The sequence below is a fragment of the Paenibacillus sp. FSL R7-0210 genome, from assembly GCF_038009085.1.
GTDB lineage: Bacteria > Bacillota > Bacilli > Paenibacillales > Paenibacillaceae > Paenibacillus_AQ > Paenibacillus_AQ silagei.
The window spans coordinates 2381223-2400666 of the sequence record NZ_JBBPAR010000001.1 but is presented as its reverse complement, the minus strand read 5'-3'; the positions used below and the strand labels follow the sequence as shown (position 1 = coordinate 2400666).

General features: G+C 45.3%; 19 protein-coding genes and 1 other annotated feature. Of the genes, 13 read left to right on the top strand and 6 right to left on the bottom strand.

Annotation, left to right across the window (positions count from 1 at the left end):
* The first annotated feature begins 92 nt into the window (after nucleotides 1-92).
* The 4 genes from MKY64_RS10505 to MKY64_RS10490 are packed head-to-tail and all read left to right on the top strand — an operon-like array spanning nucleotide 93 to nucleotide 3927.
* Nucleotides 93-1514, top strand: coding sequence for an MDR family MFS transporter (locus tag MKY64_RS10505; RefSeq protein WP_340952766.1), 1422 nt, complete (start codon nucleotides 93-95; stop codon nucleotides 1512-1514).
* Nucleotides 1515-1550: 36 nt separating this feature from the next.
* Nucleotides 1551-2723, top strand: coding sequence for an FAD-dependent oxidoreductase (locus MKY64_RS10500; protein WP_340952764.1), 1173 nt, complete (start codon nucleotides 1551-1553; stop codon nucleotides 2721-2723).
* A 54-nt stretch (nucleotides 2724-2777) separates the two neighbouring features.
* Complete coding sequence (locus MKY64_RS10495) at nucleotides 2778-3464, top strand: TetR/AcrR family transcriptional regulator (protein WP_445671698.1); 687 nt, start codon at nucleotides 2778-2780, stop codon at nucleotides 3462-3464.
* A gap of 37 nt (nucleotides 3465-3501) precedes the next feature.
* Complete coding sequence (locus MKY64_RS10490) at nucleotides 3502-3927, top strand: SRPBCC family protein (RefSeq protein WP_340952762.1); 426 nt, start codon at nucleotides 3502-3504, stop codon at nucleotides 3925-3927.
* 412 nt (nucleotides 3928-4339) lie between these two features.
* Here the strand turns inward: MKY64_RS10490 and MKY64_RS10485 are convergent, their stop codons facing one another.
* From MKY64_RS10485 to MKY64_RS10475, 3 genes are all read right to left on the bottom strand, one after another.
* Nucleotides 4340-4756, bottom strand: a complete 417-nt coding sequence (locus tag MKY64_RS10485; RefSeq protein ID WP_340952761.1) for a VOC family protein — start codon at nucleotides 4754-4756, stop codon at nucleotides 4340-4342.
* Between the two features lie 70 nt (nucleotides 4757-4826).
* Complete coding sequence (locus MKY64_RS10480) at nucleotides 4827-6596, bottom strand: sensor histidine kinase (protein ID WP_340952759.1); 1770 nt, start codon at nucleotides 6594-6596, stop codon at nucleotides 4827-4829.
* On the bottom strand, nucleotides 6593-7318 hold the full coding sequence (locus tag MKY64_RS10475) for a response regulator transcription factor (RefSeq protein ID WP_340952758.1): 726 nt from the start codon (nucleotides 7316-7318) through the stop codon (nucleotides 6593-6595). The genes MKY64_RS10480 and MKY64_RS10475 overlap by 4 nt, the downstream gene beginning before the upstream one ends.
* Before the next feature lie 209 nt (nucleotides 7319-7527).
* Between MKY64_RS10475 and MKY64_RS10470 the strand changes: the two genes are divergently transcribed.
* Together MKY64_RS10470 and MKY64_RS10465 are read left to right on the top strand one after the other, a co-directional pair.
* Entirely contained in the window at nucleotides 7528-8532 is a 1005-nt protein-coding gene (locus MKY64_RS10470; RefSeq protein WP_340952757.1) for a M23 family metallopeptidase, read from the top strand.
* 77 nt (nucleotides 8533-8609) lie between these two features.
* Nucleotides 8610-9287 carry an MBL fold metallo-hydrolase gene (locus MKY64_RS10465; RefSeq protein ID WP_340952756.1) on the top strand — a complete coding sequence of 226 codons (678 nt, stop codon included), beginning with the start codon at nucleotides 8610-8612 and terminating at the stop codon, nucleotides 9285-9287.
* Nucleotides 9288-9307: 20 nt separating this feature from the next.
* Here the strand turns inward: MKY64_RS10465 and MKY64_RS10460 are convergent, their stop codons facing one another.
* Entirely contained in the window at nucleotides 9308-9871 is a 564-nt protein-coding gene (locus MKY64_RS10460) for a GNAT family N-acetyltransferase (RefSeq protein WP_339257012.1), read from the bottom strand.
* Nucleotides 9872-9904: 33 nt separating this feature from the next.
* Entirely contained in the window at nucleotides 9905-11281 is a 1377-nt protein-coding gene (gene lpdA, locus MKY64_RS10455; protein ID WP_340952755.1) for a dihydrolipoyl dehydrogenase, read from the bottom strand.
* Nucleotides 11282-11443: 162 nt separating this feature from the next.
* Here lpdA and MKY64_RS10450 point away from each other — a divergent pair, with 162 nt between their 5' ends.
* Nucleotides 11444-12034, top strand: coding sequence for a TetR/AcrR family transcriptional regulator (locus MKY64_RS10450; protein ID WP_340952754.1), 591 nt, complete (start codon nucleotides 11444-11446; stop codon nucleotides 12032-12034).
* A 59-nt stretch (nucleotides 12035-12093) separates the two neighbouring features.
* Nucleotides 12094-12337, top strand: a binding site (T-box leader).
* 69 nt (nucleotides 12338-12406) lie between these two features.
* On the top strand, nucleotides 12407-14272 hold the full coding sequence (locus MKY64_RS10445) for an alanine--tRNA ligase (RefSeq protein WP_340952752.1): 1866 nt from the start codon (nucleotides 12407-12409) through the stop codon (nucleotides 14270-14272).
* A 55-nt stretch (nucleotides 14273-14327) separates the two neighbouring features.
* On the opposite strand, the gene MKY64_RS10440 is transcribed toward MKY64_RS10445, so the two are convergent.
* The gene (locus MKY64_RS10440; protein WP_017688258.1) at nucleotides 14328-14684 is read right to left on the bottom strand and encodes a winged helix-turn-helix transcriptional regulator; all 357 of its coding nucleotides are present in this window, start codon (nucleotides 14682-14684) and stop codon (nucleotides 14328-14330) included.
* Between the two features lie 135 nt (nucleotides 14685-14819).
* Here MKY64_RS10440 and MKY64_RS10435 point away from each other — a divergent pair, with 135 nt between their 5' ends.
* From MKY64_RS10435 to MKY64_RS10415, 5 genes are read left to right on the top strand one after another with little or no spacing between them, the layout of a single operon-like run.
* Nucleotides 14820-15476: an ABC transporter permease gene (locus MKY64_RS10435; RefSeq protein WP_340952750.1), complete on the top strand. Its 657-nt coding sequence runs from the start codon at nucleotides 14820-14822 to the stop codon at nucleotides 15474-15476.
* Between the two features lie 11 nt (nucleotides 15477-15487).
* Nucleotides 15488-16393 (top strand): glycine betaine ABC transporter substrate-binding protein, encoded by a 906-nt coding sequence (locus MKY64_RS10430; RefSeq protein WP_340952747.1) that lies wholly within the window; start codon nucleotides 15488-15490, stop codon nucleotides 16391-16393.
* Nucleotides 16394-16406: 13 nt separating this feature from the next.
* Nucleotides 16407-17177: an ABC transporter ATP-binding protein gene (locus MKY64_RS10425; protein ID WP_340952745.1), complete on the top strand. Its 771-nt coding sequence runs from the start codon at nucleotides 16407-16409 to the stop codon at nucleotides 17175-17177.
* Nucleotides 17174-17800, top strand: a complete 627-nt coding sequence (locus MKY64_RS10420) for an ABC transporter permease (RefSeq protein WP_340952742.1) — start codon at nucleotides 17174-17176, stop codon at nucleotides 17798-17800. Before MKY64_RS10425 ends, MKY64_RS10420 begins: the two co-directional genes overlap by 4 nt.
* A 3-nt stretch (nucleotides 17801-17803) precedes the next feature.
* Nucleotides 17804-19204 (top strand): ester cyclase, encoded by a 1401-nt coding sequence (locus MKY64_RS10415; RefSeq protein ID WP_340952739.1) that lies wholly within the window; start codon nucleotides 17804-17806, stop codon nucleotides 19202-19204.
* The last annotated feature ends 240 nt before the right edge of the window (nucleotides 19205-19444 follow it).

Below are 19444 nucleotides of genomic sequence, written 5' to 3'. Positions count from 1 at the left end.
AACGTCGTTCTTGACGAACGGTGTTCGTTGTGTTATAAATGTATCATCTTAACTTATTTATACGCTTTTTGAAGGAAAGGAGGAGAGCGTTTATGTCAGATACAAATAGTAGCCGCAGTGTTCAAGCAGCTTTTTCCTTAAAGCAGATACTGCCCATACTTCTCGCAGTTGCTTCAGGGATGTTCCTGGTGATCTTAGACAGCACCATCATGAATGTAGCTGTACCGAAATTAGTAAGTGCCTTCGATACCAATCTTAGTACGATTCAGTGGGTCATAACGGCGTACACCTTGTCTTTATCGGCAGTCATTCCGTTAGCCGGCTGGTTCTCTGACCGTTTCTCGCCCAAACGAATGTTTATGATTAGCATTGTGTTATTTGTTCTCGCTTCTGTGCTATGTGCAATGGCAACTACTCCTGCTCAGCTTATCGTTTTCCGCATCATTCAAGGTTTGGGCGGAGGCATGGTGGCTCCCATCGGAATTGCTACTGTATTCATGGTCGCTCCTCCGGACAAAAGAGGATCTGTGATGGGCATCCTGGGTATTCCGATGCTGCTTGCTCCCATTCTAGGCCCGTTATTGTCGGGCTGGCTGATCGAGTACATCAACTGGCACTGGATCTTTTTCATCAACGTTCCGGTTGGCATCTTGGCTTTATTCATGGCCTGGAGGTACTTACCTGCATCGGATTCAAAATCGAACAACAAGCTGGATGTAATCGGCGCACTTTTGGCCCCGGTTGCCTTTACCTCAATTGTGTTTGCCGTCCATCAAGCAGGTGAGCAGGGGTGGTCCAATCTATGGACATTAGCTCCACTGGCGTGGGGCCTGGTTATACTGGCCGTATTTATCTGGAATGAGCTTAGGCAAAAGCACCCGCTGCTGGAGCTAAGAGTATTCCGTTCGCCTACCTTTGTACATGGCATTTCTGTCGCCTGGTTAAATCAAATTGCTTTATTCGGGAGTATTCTGTTATTCCCGCTGTATTTACAGCAAGTGAGGGGGTTAACTCCTCTTGAGGCTGGATTATATGTGATCCCGCAAGCCCTGTTATCTACGGTCGGGATTAATGCCGGCGGCCGGTTGTTTGACCGTTTCGGTGTTCGCCCGGTCGCCCTTATGGGTATTCTGTCACTTTGCGGTTCCTTACTTGCTCTGACGCAGATTGATGCCCATACCAGTACGTTATACATCATTTGCAGCTTTGCTTTTGCAGGGCTTGGGCAAGGTTTAACGATGATGCAGATCAATACACATGTCCTCAGATCAGCTCCCAAGGAATTAATAAGCCGTGTTACCCCCATCACCACTTCAGCCCAGCAAATCATGTCCTCTTTCGGCGTTACCATCACGATGGCTTTTCTGGCCAACCAAATCAGGGGACTTCCCGCGCAGCATTCACCCGATCAATTAGGTCATGCCTTCGGCTCAACCTTCTGGATTACTTTGGGGTTTGCAGTTAGTGCATTGGTTTTATCTTTGTTTTTTGCAGGCAAGAAGCAGGTTTCTTAAGAAAATAACTATCTATACAAAAGGAGATGTCTACACATGACAACTGTTAATTCTACAGAACAACGCCGGATCGCAATTATTGGAGGTGGACCAGGGGGGCTAACGCTTGCCCTGATTCTGCAAAAGCATGGTATTACCTCGACAATCTATGAACGTGAGCATAAGGACCTAAGCCATGAACGCGGAGGCTCCTTAGATATCCATGAAGAATCCGGGCAGCTCGCTTTGAAGGAGGCGGGATTATATGAAGCTTTTCTGCAGGCAGCACGGTTTGAGGGCGAAGACTTCCGGCTCATGGATAAGACGGGAACCATATACCTGGATGAAGTGGCCGATGAAGAGAGCTCGGAAGGGCAGAGACGCCCGGAGATTGACCGTGGTGTGCTTTGTGAATTGCTTTTAAACAAGTTAGATCCGTCTACCATACAGTATGGCTATAAACTGGAGAAGGTTGTATCTCTGGGCGAGGGTAAGACGGAGCTTCATTTTGAGAATGGACATATCGCTGTGGCCGATCTTGTAATTGGTGCGGATGGTGCCTTTTCCCGCGTTCGTCCTCTGCTTACGGATACAGATGTGGAATATTCAGGTCTGACGATGCTGGAGCTTAACGTAATTGCAGCTGATCACCCGGATCTGGCCGCATTCAATGCTCGTGGCAAGATGTTCGCACTGGATGATCATAAAGGGATTCTGGGCCAGTTGAACGGCAACGGACGGATCAAAGTATATGCAAGCTTCAAGGTAGAGAGGGACTGGTTAGACGAAATTCGGAACGATAATCCGCAGGAGACGAAGGTCAAGCTGCTTGAGCTGTTTCACGATTGGAGTGAACCGCTCAAGAATTATATCCGGTATGCCGAAGATGCGGTTGTACCCAGACGGATTTACATTCTGCCCGTCGGGTTTCGCTGGGAACGCAGCGCTGGTGTCACGCTGATTGGAGATGCAGCACATGTCATGTCTCCTTTTGCCGGAGAAGGGGTGAATCTCGCGATGCTGGATGCGCTGGAGCTGGCCCTTGCCATTGTAAGAAATAAGGACACAGCTGGGGCAATTGATGAATATGAAGAGAAAATGTTCCAGTATGCCTCAGAGAAAGCACATGTGTCTAACGAAAATCTCATCCTGAGCTTCTCAGAGAATGCCGCTCCAAAGTTCGCAGCACTCATGCAATCTTATCAAGACCTGTATGAGCAGCAAGGCTGATGTTATCTTCGGCGATGTATTTACTATTGGCTTCCGGCATGTTATAAGGAAAGTATGATGAAACCTAAACGTGAAATTGTGAGCCGCCGCAACCGGCCAGCCAAAGAACCCCTTAGTCATGAAATCATTGTCAAGACCGCGTATGAGCTGCTGAAGCAGGAAGGAACCTCTGGTATGAGCATGAGGAAGGTAGCCAAGCAACTGGACACTGGACCTTCCTCCCTGTATGTTTACGTCAAAAATCTGCAGGAATTGAGCTCATATGTGCTTGACCTTGGTCTCGGAGAGTTGAATCTGCCGGAGCTGACGGACGATAATTGGAAGGAGCAGTTATTTCAAGCGCTGCATGCCTATGCGGAGCTGCTTATCGAGCAGCCCGGATTAGCGGAGCTATCCCTACAGACGATTCCCATTGGGAATCATGCTTTTCGTCTGAATGAGTATTTACTTACCGTCCTCCAGAAGGGCGGAATCACCTCTACGGCCGCTGCTTGGGGAACGGACCTGTTGCTCCTGTACGTGTCTTCCATTGCGTTGGAGAAGGCTAAGAGAGCAAGCGAACTGATGGAAACTGCCCAAAGTTACTATAATGAAGCAGATCCGGTACGGTTTCCGCTCATGAACAGTCTGAAGACTGATTTATTCTCGGGGGATACCGCCTCCAAGGAGAGGTTCTTCTGGGCCATTGAAGTAATACTCCAGGGGATATTGCACAAACAGTTGGGAGACAATGGTAAGTAACCAAGCGACGAAGTTCATGAGAGAGGTGTCTATTGAAATGGAAGAGAATCAAACGACGAAAGTAACCGTACAAACTGTGGTACAAGCCCCTATCGAGAAGGTATGGCGCTACTGGACTGAGCCGGAGCACATCACTAAGTGGAATCAGGCCTCCGAGGACTGGCATGCGCCAAGAGCCGAGAACAATCTGCGGCCTGGCGGTACCTTTATGACACGGATGGAAGCGAAGGATGGCAGCATGGGCTTTGATTTTGGCGGCGTATACGATGTCGTGAATCAGCATGAGGTGATCAGCTACACCATAGAAGACGGAAGAAGAGTGGAGATTACGTTCGCCCGTCAAGGGAATGAGACGAAGATCATTCAAACGTTCGATGCGGAAAACGCCAATCCCGTCGAGCTCCAGCAAGCAGGCTGGCAAGCGATCATGGACAATTTCAAATCCTATACTGAAAAAAACTGATTAGAACAAAATCACCCTAAGGGATGAACAAGATTACCTTCGCGCGGCCTGAATGTATGCTGTTTTTCACTTACATTCAAGCCGCATGCCTACTTACGAGCCCAATGTATGTTGTTTTTCACATACATTCGGTCCATATGCCTGCTTGCGAGCACAATGTATGCTGTTTTTCACATACATTCGGTCCATATGCCTGCTTGCGAGCACAATGTATGTTGTTTTTCACATACATTCGGTCCATATGCCTGCTTGCGAGCACAATGTATGTTGTTTTTCACATACATTCGGTCCATATTCCGCTGTACCGACAATTGTATTCGGTTTAAAACACTAAACTATCAAAGAAGACGCCGGGGAAGTTGCCCGGCGTCTTTCTTTTGCAGCCTTAGTACGAGTGTATTCGTCGTTAGCCTCAACCCTGTGCCGCATCCATGTTCATATAGTTAATCGCCCACAGATGGCCGTCCAAATCCACGAAGCCCCAATGATACATGAATCCATGATCTTCAGGCTCAGCGTGCAATTTCCCGCCTAAGGAGAGTGCGGTGTTCACGATTTCATCAACCTTGTCCCGGCTCTCGAATTCCAAAGCAATCGTAATCTGCGCATACTTGCCCGTATCGACGGCTTCCTTCTCCGTGAGTGTAAGAAAGAAGGCTTGATCGATCAGCATGACCTGCAGGTTGTCGCCGATCAAGAGGGCTACCGAAGTCTCGTTATCCGGATATTGCGGGTTGAGCTCAAAGCCAAGTCCAGTGAAGAACACTTTCGATTGGGCTACGTTTTTAACAGGCAGGTTGAGGCTCGTGAATGCGGACGTTAATGCCATTAGCAGAACACCTCTTCGTCATATATTTTCAAATATTTTCTTATGATTATACCACATTGGAACCTCTGGATTATTTTCTTCCAGCCCTCGAACGGGCGTCCCATATCAAACGTATTTCTGTCCCCTCTTCGGGATTCGATCGAACCTCAATTCGCCCTTGCATGGCCTCAATCAGCCCTTTGGTTACCGCCATGCCCAGGCCTGAGCCGACATCGGGCGCACCTGTATCTGTGCCGCGATAGTATCGTTCGAACAGCTTCCACACCGTCTCCTGATCCATACCGCGTCCATTATCGGCAAATTGAACGATGAAATCGCCTGCCTGTATACCTGGCTGCACACTTACAATCAGCTTCGCCTCCGGCGGATTATGCAGCAAGGCGTTGGCGGTCAGATTATCAACGATCCGTTCAAAGGAGGGGACGTGTACATAACCCTGTACCCCAACCGGGGCGGGATGGAACGTAATGCGGCCCACTCCAAAAGCCGGGTTCCGCTCAGCACGCTGTACCAAATCCTGCAGCAGAGCATTGATATCCGTTAGCTCAACAGGAGGCTGGTATCCGCCGCTGCGCAGACGATATGTCATGGCCAGGTCGCTTACCAGCCTGTCCATGTACATGGACTTGTCCACCATAATGCCCGCGAATTCGCGTACCTCTTCCGTAGTCCACTGGTATTTCTCTGCCTCCAGCATGTGTGCATAACCCTGGAGCGAGGATAGCGGTGTCTTCAGATCATGGGTAATTCCAGCAATCCATTCCTCCCGCAAAGAGTCGGTCTGTTTGCGGAGTTCTTTATCCTGCTTCAGGGTAGCGGATAACGTCTGGATGGAATGTAACACTTCCGTATATACCCGATAGTTTCGCCGCCATCTCCCGTTCTTCTTCTGGCTAAGCGGCCTGCCGCGGGGGCCGGCCGGCTCCTCATATTGTCCCCTTTCAAGCCGCTGCAGCCATTGCAGCATATGGAGCATCGGATACCCGAACAGGTTGGCATACCAGACAGCAAGCAGGATCAGCAAGCCGATAATAGATACCATAAGCGCAATCAGGGCAGGTCCAAAAATAAACCCGAAGGGGTTCACATTGCTACCCGCCGGATTGCCCGCAAGAGGAACACTAAGCATCCAGGTGGAATGGTTCTGCTCATCATAGCTGGTCACTGTGGTCATTCCATACCGGATGGGGTATCGTGTACGCAGAATCAGATCCTGGATGCTGTAGCTGTCCGGAATGCCTGCTGCGGGCTTGTTGAAAGAAGCCATCTCCTGTCCCTGTTCATCCAAAATCTGAAGATAGGCATCCGCTGCTCGAATGATTTCCTGCTGCCCGGATGCCAATTCCAGCTTGTTATTGGCATAACGGCCCCCGTTATATGCTTGCTCCAGCATGGTTACAGCCTGGTTGTTCTCTCCATACAACAGGGTGAAATTAATGCCTTCTCTTTCGCGGATAAGCAGATATAGCCGGTAGGGAAAGGGCTTTTGTCCTTGCCAATAAGATATGAGTTCTCCAGGTTTATAGTGATTCGGCACATCGGAAGGGGTATGAAAAGCATCCAACACACGACCCTGCTCATCGAGAACCTGAAGCCAGCCGTTGTTTTCATCAATTCGCTTCAGCAACCCCGGATCATACTTAACACTACCGTCCGGCAAAATCTCTGCTGTACTGATTAGCTGGTCGAGTCCGACAGTGGCAAAATCTTCAACAAGGCTGGCCTCATTCAGCTGCTGAATGACCCAGTAAGCTATACTTCCGCCGATGATCAAGATCAGAATCACCGTACCTGCAAGCAGGCCAATGAACCGCGTCATCAATCTGCGTCTTACACTCATCGCCCAGATCCCATGTCGGACTGAATGAGCTTATACCCTAGCCCGCGAACGTTCACCAATAATTCAGGGTTGGAGGGATCAGCCTCAATACGCTCACGAATCCGGTGAATATGTACCATGACGGTGTTATCGTCCGAAATGGCCTCCGATCCCCAGACCCGCTCATACAATTCAGACTTGGTGAAGATACGATTGGGATGTTTGCAAAAGAATAGCAGCAGCTGGTATACCAGCGCAGGGCAGTTCACGGGTTGACCTTCGACTCTGAGTTCACCGGCTGGCTCCATAACCTGGAAGCGCCCATAGTCATAGATCCCTTCCCGCGGCAGTTTTTCCGGTTCCGTCTGTCTGGGCAAATATCGTCTCAGCAGGGATTTGATCCGTGCGACTACTTCCAGCGGGTTAAAGGGTTTAACGACATAATCGTCTCCGCCAACCGCGAAGCCGGTCAGCTTGTCATAATCGGTGGTTTTCGCTGTCAGAAAGAGAATAGGAGCATCTGTAATTTGACGCAGAAAAGGGCAGATTTCCAGCCCGCTTCGGCCTGGTAGCATCACGTCCAGCACGATGCAGTGATAGGTTTTCTTTTCACACGCAGCAATTGCGTCTTCACCGGTAGTGACCGTATCAATATCCAGGAATTGCTCCTTGAGCAATACCGTTCGGAGCATATGCAGAATCGCCTGTTCATCATCAACAAGCAAAATTGAAACTTCATCCATGGCGAAATAGAGCCTCCCAGCTTTTTATATAAGTATCATACCATTCTGAAACACTGTGCTGCTTGCCGGTAACCTTAACGGATGCTTAATTTTGGAGAGGTAGCCCGCCGCAAAGTTATGATAGTCGTAAGAGTAAGTTAGACGGCAGATAAGATTGATGTCGTACACTGGACTGTAAAGATATCGTTCAAACAAAGGAGTGCAGGGAAATGACTAGAGGATATTCGAAAAGCTGGAAGCTGCTTGCCGTAGTGCTTGGTACGTGTGTGATGCTGTCTGCGTGCGGCACTTCGGAAGCATCTGAACCACAAGAGCAATTACCGGTAGAACAGACAGCCGAGGAGGACGCAATGATTACACCAGACAATTTCATGGATACCTTAATGAAGGGATCGAAGGAGGACATCTACAAACAGATGAGTCCGGAGCTACAGGAAATCATATCGCTGGACGAATTCAAGACGACTGCCGATAGCTTTATGGAAGGCGTTGCTTCATGGGAGAAAGTTACGGAGTTTAAAATGAACAATCTTGTTGAAAGCTCATGGAAGGATCAGACGGGGACCAAGGGGATTCAAGCCTCTTTTGCCGAAAATCACCAGATTGCGGGACTGCTGATTCAGCCGCTTGAAACGCATGAAGCAACGGATAAGGCGATGACCAAGACTGCATTCCAGTTTCCATTGAAGGGCGAATGGTTTGTGTTCTGGGGCGGGAACGATGTGTTATCCAACTATCATTATGCTCATGAAACCCAGCGTTACGCACTCGACATTATCCGCACACAGGATGCTTCAAGCTATCAAGGTGAGGGAAAGGACAATGAGAATTATTATGCTTTTGGTGAGCCGCTCTATGCAGCCGCAGATGGCAAGGTGGTTGAAGTCAAAAATGACATTCCGGATAACACGCCGGGCGTGATGAACGCTGAAGAACCGGCAGGGAATGTTGTGGTCATCGATCATGGAAATGGGGAGTTCAGCATCACAGCACATCTCAAGAAAGGCAGTGTAGCCGTCAAAAAAGGGGATAACGTACAGCAGGGGGATCTCATCGGACATCTTGGTAATTCAGGGAACTCCAGTGAAGCACACTTGCATTTTCAGGTATCGGACGGGCCTGACATCTTCACTTCCCGTTCGGTTCAGATCCGCTGGGCCGATCAGAGTCAGAAGCTGACACGAGGGAATTCTTTTCAGGGACTGCCCGAATAGAGAGTGTAAAAAGTGTTGACTTTCGGCTTCCTATAAGTAATATAATATACCTACTTATAGGAAAGGATGATGAAGGAATGTCCCTGTCTCGGCCGGATACCGGAATTAAAGCGATAGAGCTGCAAATGGGATCATTTATTGTATACCCAACTTTGTTGTGGGATGAACGGAATCTTGTACTTGTTGATACTGGCATTCCCGGGCAATTGGATAAGATCCGTAAGTTACTTGAAACGGAAGGCTTTGGACTTGATCAGCTAACGCATATCATCATTACACATCAAGACAGCGATCACATTGGCAGTCTGCCGGAGCTTATTCAGGCAAGGGGGAACGAGGTGACGGTGCTCGCACATGAGGAGACTGTACCCTATTTGACGGGTGCGCTTCCGCTTATTAGAGGTACAACTTTTGCACCGTCCGTGCACGTTCATACAGCACTAAAGGATAGAGATATTCTGCCCCTGGCCGGCGGTATTCAAGTCGTCTTTACACCTGGACACACACCAGATCATATATCGCTATATCATATCCCAACTCAAACGTTAATTGCCGGCGATGCATTAAATTCAAAAGCTGGTAAGCTCCTGTCCTTTGACAACTATTACACGTTGGATCATCCGACTGCGTTGAAGTCGATTGCCAAACTGCTGGAGCTGGATATTAAAAAAGTGATCACATATCATGGTAACGAAGTTACACATAGAATCAAGGAAAGTCTCCAGAAAATAGTAAATACAACAACTTCTATTTGACCTGAAAGTTTCTTTTGAAATCAGTTTTGTTTGTTAAGCCACTCCGATCGCAGCATTGCATATTGAAATTCATCTACCCAAATGCCTTTGGACATGTAATTTTCGAGCAGGTGTCCTTCACGTCTCATGCCTAAACGCTCTAGCACTTGAATCGATTTTGTGTTCCTCACATCGGTAAAAGCGATCAGCTTATGTTTATTTAGTAAGCCAAACACATAGTCAATCAGGGCACGAAGCGCCTCATTCATGTATCCTTTTCCTTGATGCTCAGGTGCTAGAGTGAATCCTATCTCAACCATTCGGGGTTCATCTGCGAGTGTGTGAATGGCACAATCACCGATTAATTGATCTGACTCCGTTAGAGCAATTGCATATTGGAACCAAGTCCCGGGCTGATCCGGGGAATGTACTATTTGTCTGCTGATAAATGCTTCAGCTTCTTGAAGCGTATAATGATCCCAGGATTGAAAACGGGAAACCTCTGGATTCGTCCGGTATTGATAAAAAGAATGTACATCCTGCAAATCAAACTTTCGAATAACAAGCCGGTCGGAAACGCAATATACTTCGTTTGATTTCTCCATAAGTAAACCTCCTGCATCAATAATTATCGTTTGTTACAATCTGCGATGGGCTTGTTCTGCGGCCTCCATGATGATTTCGCCTAACGTTGGATGCGGATGAATGGTCATGGCCATATCTTCTACCGTCGCTCCCATCTCAATCGCAAGGGATAGCTCAGATATAAGAGTAGATGCTTCAGCGCCTACAATCTGTGCACCTAATACAAGACCAGACACAGCATGAGCAACGATTTTGACAAAGCCTTCGGTTTCTTTCAGAGCCAGCGCACGGCCATTAATAGAAAAAATAGATTTTCCAACGACAACAGGAATCGATTGTTGTTTACACGCCGTTTCGCTAAGACCAACGCTCGCAATCTCCGGGTGAGAGAACACAACCAGCGGAAGAGCTTTGTAGTCGATGACAGAGGGTTTACCCGCGATCGCTTCTGCTGCAATTTTTGCTTCATATGAAGCTTTATGAGCCAAGGCAGGGCCTTGAACAATATCTCCAATGGCATAGATATGCGGGATAGATGTTCTGCACTGCTTGTCAATCTCGATCAAGTCTTGTGGAGTAGGGGACAGACCTATATTTTCAAGACCCAAGGTTCCATCTGTGTTCGGTTTCCTGCCCACCGTAATTAACGCATATTCAGCTTGAACAACATGGTGTTGATCCTGACGCATATAATGTAGATTGATGTGACTCGTATATTGGTCTGCTCCTGTAACCTTAGCTTCCGTTAAGATGGTTATCCCGTCCTTCTTCAGTTGACGAACGACAGGTGCGACAAGCTCTGCTTCAAATCCGGGTAAAATCTGTTCACCGCCCTCAAGCATCGTAACTGTGGTTCCAAATCTCGCAAACATCTGACCCAGTTCCACGCCAATATAACCGCCGCCAACTACAACAAGGCTCTTAGGAATACCGGCTAGCGATAGCGCCTCAGTGGATGAAAGAATCCGTCCGCCGAAAGGAAGAGCGCTGATTTCAATCGGACGGGAACCGGTTGCCAGGATGAGATGTTTGAAGCCTATTCGGTGCTCATTCTGTTCAGCGTGATGAATTTCAACGGTATTCGCGTCTATCAAGCTGGCTTCTCCTTCGATAACTGTCACACCTGCTGTTTTAAGTAAAAACCGAACTCCTCCAGACTGCTTATCCACCACAGCTTGCTTAAACAACTGAGCCTCCTGAAAAGAAGAAGCTTCGTCAACAGTATACCAGTGTCTTCGCAAATGAATACGCTCCGCTTCAGCAATCAGCGCTTTGGAAGGAATACAGCCTACATGTGTACATACCCCTCCGATCTGGTGGCGCTCCACAATGACTGTTTTCATACCCAATTGTGACGAACGTAATGCGGCTACATAACCGCCAGGCCCCGATCCAATGACCAGGGTATCTACAGCTTCTAATGAGTTCATAATGAGTACCTCCAAAATAAAATATGATGATCGTAATATATTATAATCATCATATTTTAAAAGAGTCAACACTTCATAATAAATTGACATCAAATAATATGATAATTATAATATTTTAAAAACATTCATAAATACAGACTTATACAAAAGGGAGAGAGCAGGATGCCTTATCCGAAAGGACACAAGCTCAAAGTTCGAAGCCATATTATTACCAGCGCAGCCAAAGCATTTCGCACCCACGGCGTGCGGAATATTAGTCTTCCACATATTATGAAAGGTGCTGGACTGACGCACGGAGGATTTTACTCCCATTTTGCAAATAAAGATCAGCTTGTGATGGAGACCTGTCATTTCGCAATTAGTGACACCATCGACACACTTCAGAGAATTGCAGACCAAAATAAAAATGAAGATCAGACGCCGATTGAGGCCGTCATTGATTTTTACTTAAGCCCTCTGCATCGGGATCAGACGGAAGCCGGTTGTATCTTACCTGCTTTATCAGGAGAGGTTGCCCAGCTACCGGAAAATATTAGGCAAGCGTACACACAAGAGCTGCAACGTTTCATCGCGTTTATTACAAATATGGCTGGGATCGATCCCTCTAATAGTTATGCGTTGGTGAGCAGTATGGTGGGTACTGTGGCACTGGCAAGGGCAGTTAGTGATGAGAAGTTCAGTGATGCTTTATTACAGGCAGGTCTTGTGCAGATCAAACAAATGGTAAGCGCCGGCTCCAGGTTCCCCAGTTAGAACGGAATTGTTATTTGACGAAGTAAGTTGATTGTGCTAGCATTGCTTTAACTTAAAACGAAAAGGCTATGATGAGAAATAGTAACTATTAGGGATCTCACAGAGAGAAGATGGTTGGTGCGAATCTTCATTGATCTAATAGTGAAGCAGTCTCGGAGCTGTGGACCGAACAGAGGAATCTTAGTAGGCTTCAACGGAGTTCCACCGTTATTCAGGAAACAGTATCGGAGCAATCCCGTACTGATAGAGCGCAGAGCAATCTGAAGTTAGGTGGTAACACGGACATAATCGTTCGCCCTAAGTTGACAAGAAACATGTCAGCTTAGGGCTTTTTTGTTTTAAGCATAACTAATATTTGATGGAGGTATTACAATGACACCAGATGAGTTGAGACAATCCTATGTTGATTTTATGAAAAGAATAGGGGCTAGCCAAGTGCCTTCTTCTAGCTTGTTACCGGAAAATGATCCCTCAACGTTGTTTACAGGAAGCGGAATGCAGCCGATGGTTCCCTATTTATTGGGGGAAAAGCATCCGATCGGCAATGAGATTGCTAATATTCAGAAGTGCTTAAGGACAGTGGATATTGATGAAGTAGGGGATACGTCGCATCTGACATTTTTTGAAATGATAGGCCGGTGGGAGTTCAAAGCAAATGAACATAACTATAAGCAAAAGCAAATCGACGCTATTTGGCATTGGCAGATCATCGAATTAGGAATGGATCCGGGCAGGCTGTATATCAGTGCTTTCGCAGGAAGTGACGAATTGAATATACCGAAAGATACGGAAGCCCTTGGGCTCTGGTCAGCAAAATTCAAATCCGTCGGGATAGAACCCATCATTGAAGATGATCCCTGGCAATATGGGGCATCCAGAGGCGGGAAAATATTCTTATACGATGAAAAAGAAAATTGGTGGAGCCGGGCCGGAAGTCCTCTCCATATGCCGGTTGGTGAACCGGGTGGACCCGATAGTGAAATGTTTTATGATCTTGACCCAAGCGGTGATCCACTGGATCATCCTGCTTCTGAAAGCGACAGATTCCTGGAAATTGGGAACAACGTATTTATGTGTTACACAAAAGGAGAGACCGGATTCGTAAAAATGCAAAATCCCAATCTGGATTATGGAGGCGGATTAGAAAGGGTGGCTACAGCCCTTAACGGGGACAAGGATATTTACAATACGGCTTTCTTCCTTAATCCCAAGAACAAGTTGATGGAGCTAAGCGGTAAATCCTATGCTGACGATCTAAAGTCCTTTAGAATCATACTGGATCATGTGAGAGCGGCTACGTTTCTCATTAATGACGGTGCAGAGCCGGCAAATAGTGATGCAGGGTATATAACAAGAAGGCTATTAAGAAGGGCCATCCGTGCGGGTAAAAAAATAGGGATACAAGGAAGCTTTGTGGGTCAGTTGTCTGAAGTTTATATCGATGAAGCAACAGCTTATGAAGATTTGATCCGCAATAAAAAGAAAGTAATTGAAATCGTAAATAAGGAAGAAAGTCTTTTCTATAGAACATTACAGCAAGGAGAATTTGAAATACAGAAGCATCTGAAGAATAAGGGTAAAGTTACGGGGGCAGATGCCTTTTATTTTTACGAAACCTATGGATTTCCCTTGGAGTTGACAGAAGAGTATTTAACTGAAAGTGGATATAGCATGGAAGACAAGGCGTCTTATACAGAAGCGGCAAAGAAACATGCTGAAATGAGCAGAACTGCTTCTGCGGGTAAATTTAAAGGTGGCTTAGCTGAACATTCCGCAGAAACAACCGCGCTGCACACGGTATCTCATTTGCTACTTGCGGGGTTAAGGGAAGTTCTAGGTGATCATGTTCACCAACAAGGAAGTAATATTACTTCCGAACGATTACGGTTTGACTTCAACCATGATGAAAAACTTACCCCCGAGCAAATAGCTAAGGTGGAGAAGTATGTGAATGATGCAATTTCATCGAAAGCAGTTACCTCTATTTCAGAGCTGCCTAAACTTGAAGCGAAAGAAAGTAATGTGGAAGGAAACTTTTGGGATAAATATCCGGATATCGTTAAGGTGTATACCATCCAAGATCACGAAGGGAAAGTGTGGAGCCGGGAAGTATGTGGAGGGCCTCATGTAGAAGATACCACAAACTTAGGAACATTCCGTATTGCAAAAGAACAATCTTCGGCTGCTGGAGTCAGAAGGATTAAGGGAGTAATTAAAGATAAAGCAATTCGGATTTAATCCGAATTGCTTTTTTACTGCTAATAGAAATATTGCAGAGAGTATCAATCTGACATCATTCACTCTGATGAATATCGTTCGGAAGTTCATCATTGAGTTTCTGGTACCCGAGTCCCCATGTTTCCATAGAGAATATAATTGGCTTCAGTGAATTTCCTAAGTCACTTAAGCTGTATTCGACTCTCGGAGGGACTTCTGCAAAAACAGTACGAATGACAATTCCATCCTCTTCCATTGAGCGTAAATTTTCAGTGAGAACCTTTTGACTGATCTCCGGGATACTTTTACGAAGTTCTCCGAATCGTTGAGTTCCCTTCAAAAGATCCCTCATAACCAATAGCTTCCACTTGTTACCTATCAATCCAACTGTCGTTGCGACGGGACACAACGGCAACTCTTTTTTTGAAATCACTACATTATCGCCTCCAATAGTTACTAATAGGTTCCTATATAACAAAAAGGTGCCTACTTTCAAAACCAATACATTGCTTATATTATAATTCTGTCGATGAAAAATCAAATGAAAATGATGAAAGGGGGAGGGAGTTTGAGAGAAAGTTTATGGATGCAACTGAGTGACTATTTTTCGAATCATATGTCAACGTTCTTGAATTCTTGGAAAGAGCATTTAGAGATCAGTTTATTGGCATTGATGATTTCTACACTTATAGGAATGATCTTAGGTACCTTATCAACTAAATATAGTCGTTCCGAAAAATGGATCACCTCGTTATTTCAAACATTACGAATCATTCCCAGCCTAGCAATCTTACTTCTGTTGCTTCCTATCATGGGTACTGGAATTAGGCCAGCCCTTGTCGCTCTCATTATTTTAGGAATCCCTCCAATCTTAATGAATACAGTATCCGGATTACAAAGTGTGTCCATGTCTTTACTTGAATCTGCACAAGGTGTAGGGATGTCTGAACGACAAATCAGATGGAAAATCCAATTCCCAGTGGCTGGACCATTGATTTTGACAGGGATTAAAACCGCTGCGATTGAAATTATCGCCAGCGCTACCTTGGCTGCCAAAATTGGAGCTGGTGGATTAGGAGAGATCATTTTTACCGGTTTAGGACTCAATCGAACGGATTTACTTTTAATTGGTGCTATCTCAGTAGCGATTCTGGCTATTGGGATAGGCTTCATTTTAGATGTGTCTGAACGTGTATTGTTTAGATATAAATTCTTGCAAAGGTAGGGTTCACACAAATGAAAAAGAACATAAAGAAAAAATTAGTTTTAACCATTTCAATCACACTTGTTTTGTCCATAATGTTGAGCGCATGTGGTAATAAAACGAATAATCATGGATCGACAATACGAATTGGTTCAAAAGACTTTACTGAGAATTTAATTGTCGGGGAGCTATATGCATTGGCTTTGGAGAACGCGGGATACCAAGTAGAGCGGGTTCCTAATATTGCGGGTTCTATCATTCATTCATCGATTGTTAATAACGATATCGATATGTATCCAGAGTACACAGGTACTGGGTTGTTGGCCGTATTACAGATGGATTTGATGACAGATCCGGATGAAGTGTATACAACAGTCAAGGAAGAGTACAAAAAGCAATTCAATATCACATGGCTCGATTATTCAAAAGCAAATGATGGAGCGGGTCTCGTTATGCGAACGGAAGTATCACAAAGATTAGGGATCAAGACCATTACTGACCTGCAAAAACATGCCGGGGAGATTCGATTTGCTTCCCAAGGAGAGGTGGACCAGCGCGCTGACGGTATTCCAGCACTGGAGAAAGTGTATGGCAAGCTCAATTGGAAATCATCCAAAGTATATGATAACAGTTTGAAATATGAAGTGCTTAGAAACAACGAGGCTGATGTTGCGCCCGCATATACTACTGAAGGTCAGTTGGTAAACAAAGACGAGTTTACTCTATTGGAAGATAACAAACAAGTATGGCCCCCTTATAACTTGGCGCCTGTTATCCGTGATAATGTGCTTTCAACGGATTCCGGCATCGCTGAAGTGATCAACAAGGTTAGCTCGGTATTGGATACAGACACCGTAACCGCACTAAACGCGAAAGTGGACGTAGACAAAGAAGAATATGAAGATGTGGCCAAAGAATTTTATGATTCCATTAAATAAGGATGGCGTTAACATGAATCCAACAGCAATCGAATTCCATGATGTGAGTAAAACATATTCAGATTCCAATGAATATGCAGTGGATCATGTGAACCTGTCGATAAGTGAAGGGGAGTTTATTACCATCCTCGGCTCCTCTGGATCAGGAAAAACAACTTTATTGAAGATGGTGAATCGGCTTAACGATCCTTCCCACGGAATTATTAAAATATTTGGGGAGGATATCGCTGGAGTTGATCCTGTAATACTTAGAAGGAAAATCGGCTATGTTATTCAGCAAGTAGGCTTGTTCCCCCACATCAATATTGAACAAAATATAGCTACCGTTCCTCGTCTTTTGAAATGGGACAAAAAGAAAATCGAAGATCGGGTACAAGAATTGTTAGCTTTGGTTGAATTAGATTCAGAGAACTTCAAACGACGTTATCCTTCACAATTGTCCGGAGGGCAGCAACAGAGAATCGGTCTTGCGCGAGCATTGGCAACCGATCCCAATATTATGCTGCTGGATGAACCCTTTGGGGCCTTGGACGCTATTACGCGCTTGAATCTCCAGGATGAACTCTTAAAGATTCATGGGGGAATGAAAAAAACCTTTTTGTTCGTGACTCATGATATTAATGAAGCATTCAAGCTAGGAACCAGAGTTGTGATTATGAATCAGGGTAAGGTTTGTCAATTCGATACCCCGAGAGAAATTATAACTCATCCTGCAGATGATTTTGTGTACTCACTCATTCAATCTTCGAAGGAGCAAGAACGCTTCTGGGGGAACTTAACATGATCAACTATGCCATTAAACATCCGGATAAGTTGGTACAAGCATTATTGGAGCATGTGGAGATCCTCATTCTGACCATGCTGCTCTCTGTGCTCATTGCCATCGTTTTAACCATCTTAGCTCTGGCCTCTGATAAGGTATCTAGATCACTCATTTACATGTTTTCAATTTTGTATTCTATTCCGAGCTTGGCTTTGTTTGCAATCATGATCCCTGTGACCGGATTGGGGAAAACGACAGCCATTACCGTGCTCATTGCTTATAACCAATATATCCTTCTACGTCAGTTCACTGCAGCTTTGAATCATGTTGAACCATCTGTTATTGAAGCTGCTACAGGGGTCGGTATGAGCCGATTTCAGATCTTACTTCAAGTTCAGGTACCCTTAGCAATCAAGCCTCTGTTTGCAGGCCTTCGACTTGCTTCGGTAACAACCATTGGCATGGCAACCATCGCTGCCTTCATTAATGCAGGAGGGCTAGGTACGATATTAAATGATGGATTACGGACCATGAATATCGATAAGATTTTGTGGGGGGGCTTATTGTCAGCAGGACTTGCCATTGTGACGAACGCAATATTCATGCTGTTTGAGAAACGAATCCATTTGAGATCGGAGAAATAAATAATGAAGGCAGTTGTATTGGAAAGGGTCTGTACCCCACAAGAACTACAGATCACTGAAGTACCTATTCCTATAGTCAAACCTGGGTGGGTACTTGTAAAAATCAGGGCGTTTGGAATAAATCGCTCGGAAATGTTTACTAGACAGGGGCATTCACCGTCCGTTCAATTTCCGCGTATTATGGGGATCGAATGCGTAGGGGAGATTGAAGACCCTTCTGATAGCACATTTATAAAGGGAACAGCCGTCGCTTCATTAATGGGAGGGTTAGGCCGTGCATTTGACGGAAGTTATGCTGAATATGCACTTATACCTTCGGACCAGGTGTATCCTATTCCTAGGGATATGAAATGGACTGAACTTGCAGCGATACCGGAAATGTATTATACCGCGTATGCATCCTTATTTGAATGTCTTCAATTGACTTCAGGAGAGATGCTGCTTATTCGTGGTGGGACAAGTTCCGTAGGCTTAGCAGCACTTCAGCTAGCTAAGAGTGTAGGAGCAACAGTCATATCAACGACTCGAGACAAAGAGAAATTTGCACTTCTCCAACAAGCTGGAGCAGACTATGCACTGCTCGATAATGAGCATTTGAGAGAACAGGTGTATGCTATTGCTCCAAATGGGGTAAACAAGGTTCTAGAGTTGGTTGGTACACCAACTGTAAAGGAGTCCTTGCAATTCATCTCAGAACGAGGGATATGTTGCATGTCAGGAATATTAGGAAATGAATGGACTCTTGATGCCTTTGAACCTTTAGTGGATATACCCACAGGTGTGTATTTTACAGCGTTCACCAGTGAAGTTATCAAAGAAAGTACACTGATCCCTTTATTTGAGCATCTCCAAAAACATGGTATAGTCCCACCTATTGCCCGAGTCTTTACACTCGAGGAGATTGGAGAGGCACATCTTTTAATGGAAAGTAACACCGCAAACGGTAAGATCGTTATATCTTACGAAATAGAAAGGGGTTTAAATATGACGATTACAGAAAACAAACAATTGATGCATCGTTTCACGAACTTCATTAATACTTCAAGCAAGGAACTTGCTGAAGAATTGATTTCTCCAGATGCTGTTTTTTATGTACCTATGCAAAAAGAACCAATGAATGGTCCAAATGGTTATCTCTCCATAATTCATATGATGAGATCTGGTTTTTCCGATATACAATGGACTGTTAAGGAGCTGGTAGCAGAAGAGGATCTAATAGCAGCTCATTTTGTCATGAAGGGCACACAAGACGGAGTGTTTCTCGGGTTTCCACCAACAGGAAAGAAAATTGAAGTAAATGCAATGAATTTTTATCGGATCTCTAATGGCCAAATTATTGAAGAGTATGGTCAACCCGATATGCTTGGCTTGCTCCAACAAATAGGGGCAATTCCAAAAGCATAATTATATCACCACTTGTAAATAAATTAATTGATCTCAGAAAATGCTGCTATTAAAAGCGGCATTTTTTTGATTTCTAATTTACTTTACAAAGAAGGTGTAGGAGACAAACAACAATCAGATTGGAATTTTTGACAGGCAGCACAGGGCGTTGACGATTGGTATTATGCTCGTTCTAACCACCGTAGCTTTCGAGGGGCTGGCTAATACGACATGGACTTGAGGGCATTCAAACAGCCCATG